Consider the following 14,759-nt stretch of genomic DNA (forward strand, 5'->3'; position numbering starts at 1 on the left):
TCTGGAATCTTTTGGGCTGTTAGATTGAATGCTGGCGTCAGGCTGTAAAAAGCAGACTCAACTAATTTGTCTATACTGAGAATCTCGCGGATAACCCATTCAGCAGGCGCGGCTCGGTACGAGTCGGACTGCTAGGTTTTCGCTCCCAACTTCATGATTCTTTGAAAACAGCAACGTGGACTTAAAACAGCATATTCTGCAAGCCGCCATTCTCATCGTCGACGACGAACCCGCTAACGTCAAATTGTTGGAAAAAATTTTGCAGCGCCAGGGTTATCGGAATATTCAATCGACCTGCGATTCTCGCGAAGTGACTTCTCTGTGTGATACCACGCGATTCGATGCCTTTTTGTTAGACATCCGCATGCCGCATTTAAGCGGCTTCGATGTCATGGAACAATTGCAACAGCGTTTCAGAGACGACTATTTACCCGTGTTGGTGCTGAGTGCGCAACCGGACATGGAGACCCGCTTGAAAGCGTTGAGTTTGGGGGCTAAGGACTTTTTGACCAAGCCCTTCGATCAACTGGAAGCCGTTACCCGCATCCACAATCTGCTGGAAGTGCGCTTGATGCATAATCAGATACGCGATCAAAACCGCCTTCTTGAACAACAGGTTAAAACCAGAACCGACGAATTGTATCGTACTCGTCAGGAAGTCATACGCAGACTGGGGCTGGCCGCCGAGTATCGGGATAACGAAACCGGCAACCATATCATTCGCATGAGTAAATATGCGCAGCTGTTGGCTTTGGCGTATGGCTTAACTGAGCAGGAGGCTGAAATTATTCTGAATGCGGCGCCGATGCACGATATTGGTAAGATCGGTATTCCGGACCGGATTCTGTTAAAAACCGGCAAGCTCGACCCCGAAGAATGGCGGATCATGCAGACCCATGTGCAAATAGGCGCCAATATTTTATCCGGCTCGCCGACCGAGTTGATGCGGGCCGCGCGTACCATAGCGCAACATCATCATGAAAAGTGGGATGGCACCGGCTATCCGAATGGCTTGCGGGAAGAAGATATATCTATTGCCGGCAGAATTTGCGCGCTAGCCGACGTGTTTGACGCGCTGACGTCGCAACGACCGTATAAGCCGGCCTGGGCGGTAGAAGAAACGTTGGCTTATATCGCCTCGGAATCCGGCAAACACTTCGACCCTAAATTAGCGCCGCTGTTAAAAAAGAATTTGCCGGAAATTTTGATTATCAAAAGCGAATATGCAGACGCCGAGGTTATTCGGGATTTGAACTAATCGCGGGTTGTTTTAAGTATTTAAGCTGTGCGAATCGATTCCACACCGCTAATCAGCTCGGCTGAAGCCAATTCCATGCCGCGCTTGAAGTAATCGCAGGCTTGATCCTTGTCGCCCTTGCTAAACAATAATTCGCCCAGTAATTGGTAGGTCGCCACCGACGCTTCGGTATTCAGGCTTTTCAACAAATACTGTTCGGCTTTCTCCATTTGCTCGGCTTTCAAAGCCAACTTGCCCAGTACTCTTAACAATACAGCGTTGCTGGGGTAAACCGCCAGCCATTGTTCGACCGACTGCAATTGCTTGGCTTTATCTTCGGCTTCAATATTGGAAACCAACACCAGCAAGGTGTCGTCCCAGTGCCGGCCCAATTGCTTGAGCATCGCCGATTCCACGCTACTACCGGCACCGGCGGCAATCATCGCCGCAAAATAGATATTGGCGATGCCCGGCAGAGTCTTTATGTGATCGGGGATGCCTTCCCAGCAGGTTTGGATCGTCTGGCGGTCACCCTGGGCGATGGTTTGTTTCAGCAGTCGGCTGAAGGTTTCCGTTTCCAGCAACTTAACTTCGGTTTCCATCAACACTTTATGCTGTTGCAGCGAAGGCAGTATCTTGCTCAAGCCTTCCCAGTCGCCAAGATGTTGATACGCCTGGTGCATCATTTTCAGCACCCGCGCATGGCCGGGATTGATTGAATGCAATTTGCCCAGGGTTTCCAAGGCTTGCTCGAATTGTTTTTCAGACAGATGCAATTCGGCTTGGGTCAAGCCGACGGTCATATTGGTGTCCGAGGATTGTTCGCTGGCTTTTTGCAGATACTCGTCGCGCTTGTCCAGTGCGCCGCGCGATTGCGCTGCTCTGGCGGCCGTCAAATAATGCAGTAATGGTGCACCGCTATGCGCGGCATGCTTGATCAGCACTTTCTCCGCGCGCTCCCAATTGCCGTCTGCCGCATCGAATAAGCCGGCCACCAGGGCTTCCTGTGAACGATTGAAACGAATATTGCGGCGACGCTTGGCAAATTGGTTGGGCATGCGAATCAACACGCCCATCAAGCGGAAAAAGTTGTAAAGAACGAAAAAACCGATCACTTGCGCAACCGCAAATACGGTCAAAGAGGTTTCCAACGACCAGTGGCCGAAACCGATTAACACATAACCGGGATCGTTTTGTTTGACCAGCCAGCTGTGCAGCAAAAACGCCACCAGAACGGCGCAAAGCAAGGAGCCTAGAAAATACATGAGATTTTTCATAATGCCACTCGCTTATTGCTGGCCGGCAGAGGGTATTGCCGGCGAGGCCGTTTCCGCTGGCGGATTATTCAGCACGGCTTTATCGGATTCGATACGCAATTTACTGATGTCTTTCAGCAGCTTTAACGAACCGCTGACATCCGGATATTGGCTGCGGATTTGCACACTCGCCAGTTTGTCCAGTTCAGCCACGAAGTTATCGGTTTGCTGATTTTCCGCGAAATTTTTCTTCAGCCATTGTTTGGCGTCGGCGATGCTGCTGGCAAACAAGGTATCGTTTTGTTGTACCAGGGCAATTTCGATCATTTCCAGCCTGACTTTCAGCTGCTGCTTGATAAAGTGCGCTTCTTCGGGGGTCAAGATGGCATTGACCGGCTGTTCGGTGTGGCGCAACACGACATAGCCTTCCAACTGTTTGGCCACCGTATTCAAGATTTCATGGCCGTGTTCGGATAGGTCGCTATTGGGTTCGGGCTTTTCCGGCTGCTTGCCTGCGTGCGGCAGAAATACCGATAAGCCTTCCACTGCATCCTGTAAGTGCTGGATGCCGCTGTAGATGCCGACGATGTCCGGTACGGTGGCGCCGTTTAACAAGGCGATTTCCTTGGCAATTTGCTCACGGACTTTAAATACCGCCGCGTCGCCGCTTTCTCTTAGCCGTTGATCGGCCGCTTCCAGCGCTTCGCGGGTGGTGGTGACGTCACCGACCAAATGCAAACGCTGATTGGCAACGGTCAACAGATATTCGGCATCGGCCAGTAGCCAGTCGCCGCGGGTTTTACCCAGCTGCCGTTGCAAAGCCACAATGGAGGCTTCCAGCTCTTTGCGCGCCGTGCTCAGGCGCTCATCATGCAGCTTGGAAAAATCAGCCAACGTTTCATTAAAATGGTTATCTTTGCCGGTCATTTCGGCATTGACGTTGGCGATTTGCGTTTGCACGCTATTCAACTGTTCGCGCAGGCCGTTAAGTTCTTTGTCCAGTTCCAGTATCTTCAGGTTATCCTGATTGTTTTCGGTATCTTGACTGAAGCGCAATTGCTGGAAAAAGAAAAAGCCTGCACCCGCCAAAGCAATCACCAATACGATAGAGGTGATGCCTATCCACAATCCGGCGTGAGACTTTTTAACCACCACTACCGGAGCTGGATTTTCTTGTTGTTCTTCAATTACTTCGGCCACTGTTTTCCCCGTTAAATAACGTCGTCAAGGTCTCTAAAATCGCTGCATCCGTGGGCTGTGCGCTCACTGCAATCTGTTTAAATCCGAAATCTTCGGCCGCTTGGCCGATCCGCTTGCTCACGACGACTAAAAGTATCGATTTCAACCATACTATCGACTCGTCATCCAGCATCGCCAACAAGTTTTGTAAAGCTTCGACGCTGGTGATCGTCACGGCAGCCAGTTGCCCTTGGGCTATGTCGGTCCGTAAATCCTTGCTGTCTGCCATCGGCTGCCGGCGGCTATACACTTCCAGATAACTCGCTTCCGCGCCGCGGCTGCGCAAGCTCTCTGCCAGTTTTTCCCGGCCACCGACACCACGCACAATGACGCAGCGCATGCCGGCGACAGCGTGCAATTCAGGTTCAGCCAATAAGCCTTCGCTGTTGAATTCGCTGGCCGGCACGCAATCAACCGGCCATTCCGCTTGCTGCAATGCGTTGGCGGTTGCGGCGCCGACAGCCGCGACTTTGAATTTACGCAAGGCCGGCATTTTGCCACCGAACGCCTTGATAGCAAAATCCACCGCGTTGGTGCTGGTAAAAATCAGCCAGTCGCTGGCGGCGGCTTGGCCTAGCAAGTCCGGATCGGGCTGGGTTTCGACGATTTCCAGTGTTGGAAAGCGTATTGGCACGCCGCCCTGTTGTTCAATCAAATGACATAAATTCTCAGCCTGAGCGGCGGGCCGCGTTACTAGAATGCGTGCACCGTTTAAAGCCGAGTTCACTGGTATAGCTCGCGCAATATCCTGTCCGCGCCTTGCGCTAATAAATCCTCGGCAACGGTTTTGCCCAACGCTTCGAAGTCGCTAAGGCTGCTTTCCGCCTCGGCTCTATATAACAAAGTACCGTCGGGGCTGCCGACCAGGCCGCGTAGCAATAAACGCTCGCCTTTGATTTCAGCAAAACCGGCAATCGGTACCTGGCAGCCGCCGTTGAGTCGGGCATTCATCGCTCGCTCGGCGCCGACCCGGATGCTGGTGTCCTCGTCGTGCAGTACCTTTAAATACTCGTGAATCTCGGCGTCGTCGATCCGGCACTCGATGCCGATAGCGCCTTGGCCCATCGCCGGCAGGCTTTCTGTCGGCTGCAATTGAGCGGTGATTCGTTCGCCCATTCCCAGACGTTTCAAACCGGCCGACGCCAGGATGATTGCATCGTATTCGCCGGCATCCAGTTTAGCTAGCCGCGTGTTGACGTTGCCGCGCAAACTCAGGATTTCCGCATTCGGGAATTTTTCCTTGATTTGGCATTGGCGGCGCAAGCTGGAGGTGCCAATGCGCGCGTTAGCGGGCAATTCGGCCAGGCTGCGATAGTGATTGGAAACAAAGGCGTCGGTCGGATCTTCTCTGTCCAGAATTACCGCCAGATGCAAGCCTTCCGGAAACTCCACAGGTACGTCCTTCATGGAATGCACTGCGATGTCGGCTGTGCCTTCCAGCATGCCTTGTTCCAGTTCCTTGACAAACAAACCCTTGCCGCCGACTTTGGCTAGCGGTGCGTCGAGAATTTTATCGCCGCGGGTGACCATTTTGACCAATTCGGTTTGTAAGCCGGGAAATGCCTGTTGCAGCCGTGCCGCGACATGCTCGGCCTGCCACAAGGCCAGCGGGCTTTGCCGGGTAGCGATGCGAATAATTCTGTCTGCCAAAACTGCTCCTGCCGATTGCTGGCGGGCGTCTAAGCTGCGCCCTTTGTTGAGAATAAATGTTGTCTATTGTAATCCGATTTAGGGGGGAAGGTGGGTAGAAGTTATAAGCGTTGCAGAGACGGCGGGAATGGGGCGAGAGAATTGGCTTCAAACGTTGTTCTTGGTTAAAGTTCTCTAATTTCAACAATCAGACGAATTTTAAATTCGCGTCCATTGGAATATGTACGAACTTTTACTACTACTAGCGGGAGCAGCCATTGCGATTTATATCGCTGCTCAGTGGTTGATATATTTTGTGCAGATCAATTCTTGGCTAGCCTTATCTCTGGCCTTGTTGGTGCTGGTTTTGTTTTCAGTCGGATTATGGCTAAAAGTCCGCGTCTGCGGTTACATATTGGCCGCCATTGCCAGCGCCGTCTGTGTGTTTGCGCTTTCAGGTGATATTCGCGTTCTGTTTCCCTATTGACGAACGCATGCGCATTGATCAGGCAATACCTACCTAATCTCAAACAACTCAAAATGCTCGCTTGCAGCATGTGGATTGACGATTACTTCGGAGACTTTGGCCAACATCGGCCCTTTATGGCACCACGCCACCAGTTTTTGCAGGTCGTCAGGATGGCCGTTGCCGATGATTTCCACCGAGCCGTCGGCCAGATTTCTGACAAAACCTTTCACATTTAACTTCACCGCCTGCTTCTGGGTATAGGCGCGAAAATACACGCCTTGGACCCGGCCCTTGACGATGATGTGTAGACACTCGCTCATCGCGTAATCCTCCAGCAATAATGAATTTTTTGATCGCGGGCAAAATCCTCCGGAATGGTTTTCGCGCTGATGTCTTCTATCTGCAAATCCGCCAAGGCCTGTTTGTCCAATTTGAAGCGGCGGAAGTTGGTGGAAAAATACAGCACGCCTTCCGGTGCCAGCAAAGCTACGGCATTGCGCAGCAAATGCAGATAATCGTTTTGAATATCAAAGGCTTCGTCCATTTTTTTGGAATTGGAAAAGGTCGGTGGGTCGAGAAAGATTAGATCGAACTGCACTTTGTCTTTGGCGCCGGCTTGTTCCGCCAGCCATTCCACGCAATTGGCACGCAGCAGTTTGTGATCACCTTGGATGCCGTTTAAATCAAAATTGCGTTTGGCCCAGTCCAGATAGGTGTTGGACATATCGACCGTGACGCTGGACGCCGCGCCGCCGACTGCCGCATGCACGCTGGCGCTGCCGGTGTAAGCAAACAGGTTCAGGAAGCGCTTGCCCTTGGCTTGCTTTTGTATCATCAACCGAATCGGCCGATGGTCCAGAAACAGACCGGTATCCAGATAATCCTCGAAATTCACCCAAAACTTGCAACCGCCTTCCTCGACGATATGAAAGCGGCCGGATTCTCCCTGCTTTTCATATTGATCGGTGCTTTTCTGCTTGCGGCGGATTTTTAGAAACACCTGTTCCTTGGGTATTTCCAATACTTTGGGAATTTCCACCATCGCCCCAGCCAGGCGTTGGTTGGCTTTGGCCGGATCGATGGTTTTCGGCGATTCGTATTCCTGGACGTTGACCCAGGTCTTGTCGCCCTGATAGACATCCACAGCTACCGCGTATTCCGGCAAATCGGCGTCGTACAGCCGGTAGCAACTGACCTGGTTTTGTTTGGCCCATTTGCCGATTTTTTTCAGATTCTTGCGCAAGCGGTTGGCGAACATCTCCGCTTGATTGTCGGGCTGCTCGGTTTCGGTGCGCCGGCTGATTTGCTCGATGCGTTCTTGCTGGGATTTGGCTTTGGGTTCGAAGAAGGTCTGTTCTTCGATATTAAAACGCAGCAATTTGCACTCCAGCGCGCCGTTGAACAAGGTAATCGGCTTTTGCGAACGTACGCCCAATCTAAAACCCAGTTCTGGATTGCTGATGATCATCGCCACCTGCCAACCGACGAAGCGCTGTTTTAGTACCTCTCCAAAGCGGCGATACAATTCGGAAGTTTCCGTCTCGTCGCCCAGCCGTTCGCCGTAAGGCGGGTTACAGGCGATCAGGCCCTTGGGCCAACTTTCCGCCGCGGTCGCATCGGCGATGTCGCGCCGTTCGATATGAATCTTGCCGACCAAACCGGCGTTTTCCACGTGTTGCAAGGCGGCTACCACGGTGCGCCGATCCTGATCGAAACCGACAATGACCGGCATTTTGCTCAAGCCAGTATCGCGGCGTTGCTTGGCTTCGTCCAGCAAACTTTGCCAGAGGGCGGCATCGTGTTTTTTCCAACCCAGAAAGCCGAAGTAATCACGCTGCAAACCCGGTGCATAGTCTGCAGCGATCATTGCGCCTTCTAGTAGCATCGTTCCTGAGCCGCACATCGGATCGAGCAAGGATCCGCCTTGTTCGGCGATTTTCGGCCAGCCGGCGCGCAGTAAAATCGCCGCCGCGAGGTTTTCTTTGATCGGCGCAGCAATGTTGACGTCGCGGTAGCCGCGCTTGTGCAAGCTCTCGCCGGACAAATCCAGGCTCAGTTGGGCGGTTTCGTTGTGCAAATACACATTGACGCGGATGCTGGGCCGGTCGGTATCGATATTGGGTCGCTTGTTGAACTTGGCGCGCATCTGATCGACGATGGCGTCCTTGACTTTCAAGGCGCCGAAATGGGTGTTGTTGATGGCGGGATTGTTTTTGCTGCTGAACGATACCGCCAGGCTGTCGTCCGGTTTGATGTGTTCGAACCAGTTGATTTTTTTGACGCCGTCGTAAAGGTCTTGCTGGGACTTGACCTCGAAACTGCTCAGCGGCAAAAACACCCTGTTGGCGGTGCGCGACCACAGGCAGATCCGGTAAGCCAGCGCCAAATCACCCTCAAAAGCCACGCCGGCCATTTTTTCGCGGACGTTCTGGCCGCCCAGGGCTTTGATTTCGTTGGCAAGGATGCCTTCCATCGCTTTAGGCGTGGTGGCAAAAAGTGGGTATTGGCTCATGGTTGACGGCTGGGTACGGAATGGCTGGCTAGGATACTAAAATGTGCTGCGACTGCGGCGGATATTTTTATAGCAAAATTGCAAACCACGGTTCCATTCGACATCGTTCGCCCGGTCTGCCGAAAGATATGCCGGTGATGACTTGGGTTGGGATAACAGCAAGTGCGCCAATCGCGAGCGCTACGCACCACTCCGGCTCGTTGCTCGTTCTGACTGTCGATAGCCCGGGTGCTTGTGTCTCGGCGCGCTGAGACAGATACCCAATCAATCAATAGTTGTCGAAGCGGTTTACAATCGCTTCGACAAGGTCGCGCGCTGAAATGCTAAAGATTTGAGGTGGAAACCAAATTTTATAGTGGCCGATTTATTGCTTGATAAGCATCAATGTTCTACAACTCTGAAGACGGCCCTGGCTATGCATCCGCAAAAATACTCCGAAACCTACTACGACCCGCATCAACGCATCCGCGCCTGCAAAATCACTCCCGGCGAATATTGTGTCACCAATTCCGGCGAGCTTATTGTTACCGTGTTGGGGTCCTGCGTGATTGCCTGTATTCGAGATAGGCGGCGGGGCATAGGCGGGATGTATCAATTCATGGTGGTGAACGTCAACGAAGACCAGCCGCTCAATCAACGCATGGAGAACATGGCTAGTAACGGCATGGACAATTTCATCAAGCACCTGGTCGGCATGGGTGCGGAAGAGAGCGAGCTGGAAGCCAAAGTGTTTGGCGGCGGTAATATTCTTAACGGCATGCAACGCAACAATGTCGGCGCGCGTAGTGCGCAGTTTTTACGCAGTTATCTGGCCGGCCGGAACATTCCGGTCCTCGCTGACGACATGCTCGGTATCTATCCCCGCAAAGTGTATTTCTTTCCGGAAACGGGGGAGGTGTTGGTGAAAAAGCTCAAGGATATAAAAAACGAAACTATTTTGCAGCGGGAGCAGGAATATTCTCACAGGCTGTTTGCTAGGGTGTTGGCGTAAGAGGTAGTGTCGCTAACGCGACGGTTTTTTTGAATGTCGGTTCGCGGACCGACAGCCGCGATACTTTTCTTTGCTTGTCCAAAGAAAAGTATCCAAAAGAAAAGACACCCGGACGCCGCTTGTTTCCTGCGCTCCGAAGCTTTTGCCGGGGGTTGCCGAAAGGGGCTTCCTGCCCCTTCGTCAACGCGCCGCATCCCTGCGGCGCCCCTACGGGCTGATCCCGTCAAAAGCTCCGGTGCTCGGCGCGGCATACGGGAGAAACCCACTAGCAAGCTCGAATGTTTTCACAATATTTTTGGATTTGGTGGAGTAGCTTCGAATAGCGAAGTCTATTCGGAGGAAAGAAAAATATTCCAAGCATTCTCGGGCAAGGCATACCCTGAAGGACTTAATTCAGCATGCGTTCGATTAGGCTACGTTAATCGGACGCATGGCTTTTAGGTGTTTGGCGCGGCATGGGGGACAGGGGATTCGGGTTATACATTTTGTTTTTTAGGCTTTACACCCGAACGAGACCTTAGTTGGTTAAGTAACCCCGGCAAAGTACCCACTTCAAGTATTAATCTAGGCAACACATCAAGGAAAAGGTGAGTGCCATCGTAGAACTCGTTAGCAATTCGAAGGACCTCTAACTCATTGATTTGAGTTATCGATCTGTATTGCATTAGCGCATCTGGGTCTCTATGAGCAATAGTGGAGTTACGCAGCGATACAAACTGTTTCTGAGCTTTCTGTTGGGCGGTGCGAACTGCTCGAAGTGCTTGCGCTGATTGGCGCTTAGCCTCCTCGGAAACACCAGAATTTTCGAGCGCGGCTCGCAATTTTAATCCCGCAACTTTGTCCAGATCGAGTTCATGAATTGTTAAGAGAATCATTCGGGCGCAAAGAGACCTTTTCCATGGATCTGGATGGGTAAGAGCGTCTATCTTTACAGACTGAATGTCTCTATCAGCAATAAGAAAGAACAATCCGATGTTAAATAGGGTGGATGACGACTCAAATCCAAGATTTCGGCTTTTAGCGGTTTGTTTAGCAAATTCGGTAAGCGTATTCTCAATCGCCCTTTCTCTTTCTCGTTCCTTGAGTGGTAGTACTCGTCGCATAACAAACCTAGCTAACCCTCTGCTTTTACTTTGCATGCGTAGCCGAATATATCTTTTAATTAGGTACGGGTCTTGCTGAAGTAATTTCTTTCGTTTATCAATCATCATGTAGTATGAAGTAGCCTAACATTTGATTGAATAGCTTTGATTGATATATTCCTAAATTGAATAGTATCCATTTTTAATTTGGTTGTGGAGTCTAACTGGAAAAGCATTTCTACACGGCAGATATTGTTCGGGCCGGAAAAACAATATTCCAACTTGCTTAAGGATGATGATCTACTTGTGTTAGTTTGACTTGTAATCTCGGGATCGGTTTATCCCGTATGCCGCGCCGAGCACCGGAGCTTTTGGCGGGAATAGCCCGCAGGGGCGCCGCAGGGATGCGGCGCGTTGACGAAGGGGCAGGAAGCCCCTTTCGTCAACCCCCGACGAAAGCGAGGAGCGCAGGGAATAAGCGGCATCCGGGCCGCCTTTTCTTTGGATACTTTCTTTTGGCGGAGCAAAAGAAAGTGTCTCGGCTGTCGGGCCGAGACCCGACTTCTAAACAAACCGTCGCGTTAGCGACACCAAAAATCAGTTGACCTTAATCAACTCAACATCAAAAATCAACGCCGCATTAGGCCCAATATCCCGTCCCGCGCCACGCTCGCCGTAAGCCAGGTTAGAAGGAATAAAGAAACGGTATTTCGCGCCTTCTTTCATCAATTGCACGCCTTCGGTCCAGCCCGCGATGACGCGGTTCAATGGGAATGTGGCTGGCTCGCCGCGGCCGTAGGAACTGTCGAACTCTTTGCCGTCGATGGTGGTGCCTTTGTAATGGACGGTGACGTTGTCGGTGGCTTTGGGTTGGGCACCGGTGCCTTCGGTGAAGACCAGATATTGCAGACCGCTGGCGGTGGTTACCACGCCGGCGGTTTTGGCGTTGTCGGCCAGAAATTTTTCGCTGGCGGCTTTATTTTCGGCTGGGGTTGGGGCGTTGGCGTTGGCCAGTGAGAACATAGCAAATCCTGTAATAAATGCGATTAAAATGGCGATGACACGTTGTTTCGTGGATTTCATGAAAACTCCCGATAGATGATTGGGGCGGCTAGTTTATCAGTTTTTTTGTTCCAGCTCCTGCCGGCAGCTTGCCAGTTGCGCGTCGTAACGCAAGGCGCGCTGATGGACTTTTTGCGCGGTATTCATCAGCCATTGCTTGGATAAAAAGCTGTTTCGCTGATAGCCGCCTAAGCCTTCGTGATAGGTTAAATACAGATTGTTGGCGTCTGAGGTGGGGATGCCCAGCTTGCGGTTGCTGGTGGCGCAATACCAAGCCACAAAGTCGCAGCTGTCGGCAAAATCTTCTCTATCGGCCCAGCCGTTGCCGGCTTTTTGCTGATAGTCCGCCCAGGTTTCGTCCTTGGCTTGCGGGTAACCGTAAGCGCTGCTGGAACGAAACCAAGGGATAAAGCCGAGAATCAATGGCCGGGGCGGTTGGGCGTCGGCGACGAAGCTGGATTCCTGATGGATGATCGCCATCTGCACCGCAATGGGCACGCCCCAGCGCCGCGCGGAGCTTAAGGTTGCTTGATACCAATCGTCTTTTTCCCGGAAGATTTGACAGATATTTTCCGGGTTTTTTGGTGGCATGGTTGTACACGCCGATAAAACGGCTAGACTAGCCAGACAAATTATTCTGCTTTTCATATCCCAATAAATTAGATTGCTAAAAGGATTTACCTTTAAAAGCCCTGCCAAACAGAAGGATTATTATGCCAACAACCGAAAAACGCGCCTATCGCAAAAACCTGGCTAGCCAAGGATTGCTGTATTTGGGCTTTGAAGAGCACGAAATTTGGGTCGTGAATCTGTCGCTTTCCGGCTTGCTGGCAGTGCTGAAGGTCGAGCCGCAGGTCAATGGCATCAAAGACATTTTTAATGCTTTGCAAGTTTCGCCGATAGTCGATTTTTATCTGCCGAGCATGCGCTTGGCTGGAGAGGCGGAAATGGTGCGCGCTGAAGCTACCGAGGGCGGATTTGAAATTGCCATCGAGTTTCGCAACTTGTCTTACGATACCGATAATTTACTCTACAGCCGCCGCGCCTACCGCAAAAACATGACCGCTCCCGGCCATATTGTCTTCAACGGCAACGATTATGCGTTCAATACCGAAAATGTCTCGGTGGATGGTTTGATGATACGCATGCTGGGCAGAATTGAAGTGGCGGACGGTACGGTGGCCAAATTCGATTACAAGCACTTGAATCTGGAAGGCGAGGTTAAGGTAGTTTGGGTCGATCACGACGAGATTTCCACGCTGATGGGCTTGCAGTATCTGCATTTGCAGCGTGACTACATTAAGGGGATTCCTAATTTTAGCTATCCGCCGTTGGAAGCAGGTTAAACTATTTCGCTTTCTAACGCGCGGTCGGGCTGAGATTTAAAAACGCTGCCGATTGCGCTTCGTCCAAAAGTCCGTCGCCAATTGTTGGGCTTGTTCTTGGTCGTCGGCTTTGCCGATTAGCTTCAATGCCACCGCCGCAGTCGCTATCACGGTTGCCTCGCCAAATTCGTCGTTAAGCTCTCCACGCCAGCATTGCGCCAATAACTGCGGGTCCATGTCTTCGGCTTTCATGTGTCGGCGTTCGAATAGGGCCGGCCAGGTCTCGTCGTTAAGCTCGCCGTTATTGACACTTTGCACCAGACACTCGACGTCCGGATTGCGCTCGGTTTCGCCGCCTTCGCCTTTTAACACCGCCATGTATTTCTGGTTCAGTAACAGCGCGGCTTTTTGATGAACCTGCCGGTAGCTGGGATGGAAAATGCCTTGAATGCTGGCTGTGGCGTCGAACGGGTTCAACAATCTAACCAAAGTATGTACTGGCGAACGCAAGCCCATAATCGGTCGCAGATTGATCATGTCGTACAGTTTTGGGCAAATATATTCCAGCGACAGATAGCTGAAATTGTCGTGCTGCAATTGCTGGCCGGCTTCGGTTATTGACGTGGCAGCCTTGATGCCTAATGCTTGCAGCACATTTTCGGTGTACAAACGCCCTTCGGTATGGCCGCCGGCGCCGTGCATGAAGACCCTGATGCCGTTCTCGGCCAGCAGTAATGTGGATAATAAAAACCAGGGCAGATGGCGGCGTTTGCCGGCGTAAGACGACCAGTCCAAGTCCACCGCCACTTTGGATTCGAAGGCGAAGCTTTCCCGCGCGGCTTGCACGAAGCCGGCTAGCTCTTCGCAGGTTTCTTCCTTCACCCGCATCAGCATCAAAAATGCGCCGAGTTGAATCGGCTCGACCTGGCCGTCGGCCAATATCATTTGCATCGCCCGATAGGCTTCGTCTTGGGTCAGCGGCCGGGCGCCTTTCTTGCCCTTGCCGAGTATCTTGATAAATTCCGCGAACGGATGTTCCTGGGTCAACAAGCTCATGAGAATGACAGTGGGAAGTAATGATCGATCAGCAATGCCGCGAAAATCAGCATCAGATAAACAATGGAGTAGCCGAAGGTGCGCATCGCGGTTTTATTGTCTTTTTTACGCATCATTTGCACGGCGTAATAGATAAAACCCAAGCCTAATACCACAGCGGCCAGCAAATAAATCACGCCGCTCATGCCGGTTAGATAGGGCAGCAGCGTACTAATCAGCAACAAAATGGTGTAAAGCAAAATCTGTAGGCGGGTGAATTCCACGCCGTGCGTCACCGGCAGCATCGGGATGGAAACCTTGGCGTATTCCTCGCGTTTGGCGATGGCCAAAGCCCAGAAATGCGGCGGGGTCCAAACGAAGATAATTAAAAACAGCAACAACGCATGCGGATGCACTTCGCCGGTAATCGCCGCCCAGCCCAACACCGGCGGCGCTGCGCCGGCCGCGCCGCCGATGACGATATTCTGCGGCGTTAATTTTTTAAGGTATACCGTATAAATCAGCGCGTAGCCGATCAGTGACAAAAAGGTCAGAAAGGCGGTCAATACGTTGATTTTGATGGTCAATATCGCCATCGCTACAAGGCCGATAAAGCTGGCGAATACCAATACCTGGTGCGAGTTCAAATGACCGGTGGGTAGTGGTCTATTCTTGGTGCGGCCCATTTGCGCATCGGCTTTTTGGTCGATGAAATGATTGATCGCCGCTGCCGAGGATGCCGCCAGGGCGATGCCTATGCTGCCGTAGAAAAAGTTATCCAGCGGCGGCATGCCTGGTACGGCCAGCAACATGCCGACGATAGCGGTAAACACGATCAATGCCACGACTCTGGGCTTACAGAGTTCTAAGTAGTCTTTCCAGGATAGCGCTGAAGTGGTGTCGGTCATCAAGTACCAAATAG

The 14,759-nt window shown here is 51.9% G+C and carries 15 protein-coding genes; 4 read left to right on the forward strand and 11 right to left on the reverse strand.

The window, feature by feature from the left end:
* Window positions 1–175 precede the first annotated feature (175 nt).
* Complete coding sequence (locus JWZ98_RS01780) at window positions 176–1,258, forward strand: HD domain-containing phosphohydrolase (RefSeq protein ID WP_033158548.1); 1,083 nt, start codon at window positions 176–178, stop codon at window positions 1,256–1,258.
* A 20-nt stretch (window positions 1,259–1,278) separates the two neighbouring features.
* Here JWZ98_RS01780 and JWZ98_RS01785 read toward each other — a convergent pair whose 3' ends face one another.
* The 4 genes from JWZ98_RS01785 to hemC are packed head-to-tail and all read right to left on the reverse strand — an operon-like array spanning window position 1,279 to window position 5,382.
* On the reverse strand, window positions 1,279–2,514 hold the full coding sequence (locus JWZ98_RS01785) for a heme biosynthesis HemY N-terminal domain-containing protein (protein ID WP_205452816.1): 1,236 nt from the start codon (window positions 2,512–2,514) through the stop codon (window positions 1,279–1,281).
* 12 nt (window positions 2,515–2,526) lie between these two features.
* Complete coding sequence (locus JWZ98_RS01790; protein ID WP_205452824.1) at window positions 2,527–3,693, reverse strand: uroporphyrinogen-III C-methyltransferase; 1,167 nt, start codon at window positions 3,691–3,693, stop codon at window positions 2,527–2,529.
* Window positions 3,677–4,459 (reverse strand): uroporphyrinogen-III synthase, encoded by a 783-nt coding sequence (locus JWZ98_RS01795; RefSeq protein WP_205452826.1) that lies wholly within the window; start codon window positions 4,457–4,459, stop codon window positions 3,677–3,679. Before JWZ98_RS01795 ends, JWZ98_RS01790 begins: the two co-directional genes overlap by 17 nt.
* Window positions 4,456–5,382: a hydroxymethylbilane synthase gene (gene hemC / locus JWZ98_RS01800; RefSeq protein ID WP_205452827.1), complete on the reverse strand. Its 927-nt coding sequence runs from the start codon at window positions 5,380–5,382 to the stop codon at window positions 4,456–4,458. The genes JWZ98_RS01795 and hemC overlap by 4 nt, the downstream gene beginning before the upstream one ends.
* A 220-nt stretch (window positions 5,383–5,602) precedes the next feature.
* Between hemC and JWZ98_RS01805 the strand changes: the two genes are divergently transcribed.
* A complete protein-coding gene (locus JWZ98_RS01805; RefSeq protein WP_205452829.1) occupies window positions 5,603–5,848 on the forward strand; it encodes a hypothetical protein in 246 nt (81 codons plus the stop codon).
* A gap of 29 nt (window positions 5,849–5,877) precedes the next feature.
* Here JWZ98_RS01805 and JWZ98_RS01810 read toward each other — a convergent pair whose 3' ends face one another.
* Both JWZ98_RS01810 and rlmKL read right to left on the reverse strand, forming a co-directional pair.
* On the reverse strand, window positions 5,878–6,150 hold the full coding sequence (locus tag JWZ98_RS01810; protein ID WP_205452831.1) for an acylphosphatase: 273 nt from the start codon (window positions 6,148–6,150) through the stop codon (window positions 5,878–5,880).
* Complete coding sequence (gene rlmKL / locus JWZ98_RS01815; RefSeq protein ID WP_205452841.1) at window positions 6,147–8,342, reverse strand: bifunctional 23S rRNA (guanine(2069)-N(7))-methyltransferase RlmK/23S rRNA (guanine(2445)-N(2))-methyltransferase RlmL; 2,196 nt, start codon at window positions 8,340–8,342, stop codon at window positions 6,147–6,149. The genes JWZ98_RS01810 and rlmKL overlap by 4 nt, the downstream gene beginning before the upstream one ends.
* 415 nt (window positions 8,343–8,757) lie before the next feature.
* On the opposite strand from rlmKL, the gene JWZ98_RS01820 reads away from it, so the two are divergent.
* Entirely contained in the window at window positions 8,758–9,333 is a 576-nt protein-coding gene (locus JWZ98_RS01820) for a chemotaxis protein CheD (protein WP_033158609.1), read from the forward strand.
* Between the two features lie 476 nt (window positions 9,334–9,809).
* On the opposite strand, the gene JWZ98_RS01825 is transcribed toward JWZ98_RS01820, so the two are convergent.
* The 3 genes from JWZ98_RS01825 to JWZ98_RS01835 all read right to left on the reverse strand — a co-directional run bounded on the left by JWZ98_RS01825 (window position 9,810) and on the right by JWZ98_RS01835 (window position 12,125).
* Window positions 9,810–10,544: a Con-6 family protein gene (locus JWZ98_RS01825; protein ID WP_205452843.1), complete on the reverse strand. Its 735-nt coding sequence runs from the start codon at window positions 10,542–10,544 to the stop codon at window positions 9,810–9,812.
* A gap of 468 nt (window positions 10,545–11,012) precedes the next feature.
* Window positions 11,013–11,498, reverse strand: coding sequence for an FKBP-type peptidyl-prolyl cis-trans isomerase (locus tag JWZ98_RS01830; RefSeq protein WP_205452845.1), 486 nt, complete (start codon window positions 11,496–11,498; stop codon window positions 11,013–11,015).
* A gap of 36 nt (window positions 11,499–11,534) precedes the next feature.
* Window positions 11,535–12,125, reverse strand: a complete 591-nt coding sequence (locus JWZ98_RS01835) for a hypothetical protein (RefSeq protein WP_275899161.1) — start codon at window positions 12,123–12,125, stop codon at window positions 11,535–11,537.
* Window positions 12,126–12,190: 65 nt separating this feature from the next.
* Between JWZ98_RS01835 and JWZ98_RS01840 the strand changes: the two genes are divergently transcribed.
* Window positions 12,191–12,823 carry a PilZ domain-containing protein gene (locus tag JWZ98_RS01840; protein ID WP_205452847.1) on the forward strand — a complete coding sequence of 211 codons (633 nt, stop codon included), beginning with the start codon at window positions 12,191–12,193 and terminating at the stop codon, window positions 12,821–12,823.
* A 36-nt stretch (window positions 12,824–12,859) separates the two neighbouring features.
* Here JWZ98_RS01840 and JWZ98_RS01845 read toward each other — a convergent pair whose 3' ends face one another.
* The gene (locus JWZ98_RS01845; protein ID WP_205452848.1) at window positions 12,860–13,858 is read right to left on the reverse strand and encodes a glycosyl transferase family protein; all 999 of its coding nucleotides are present in this window, start codon (window positions 13,856–13,858) and stop codon (window positions 12,860–12,862) included.
* On the reverse strand, window positions 13,855–14,745 hold the full coding sequence (gene cyoE / locus JWZ98_RS01850; RefSeq protein ID WP_205452849.1) for a heme o synthase: 891 nt from the start codon (window positions 14,743–14,745) through the stop codon (window positions 13,855–13,857). Before cyoE ends, JWZ98_RS01845 begins: the two co-directional genes overlap by 4 nt.
* Between the last annotated feature and the right edge of the window lie 14 nt (window positions 14,746–14,759).

Origin of the sequence: Methylomonas sp. EFPC1 (assembly GCF_016925515.1) — a bacterium.
Lineage (GTDB): Bacteria > Pseudomonadota > Gammaproteobacteria > Methylococcales > Methylomonadaceae > Methylomonas > Methylomonas defluvii.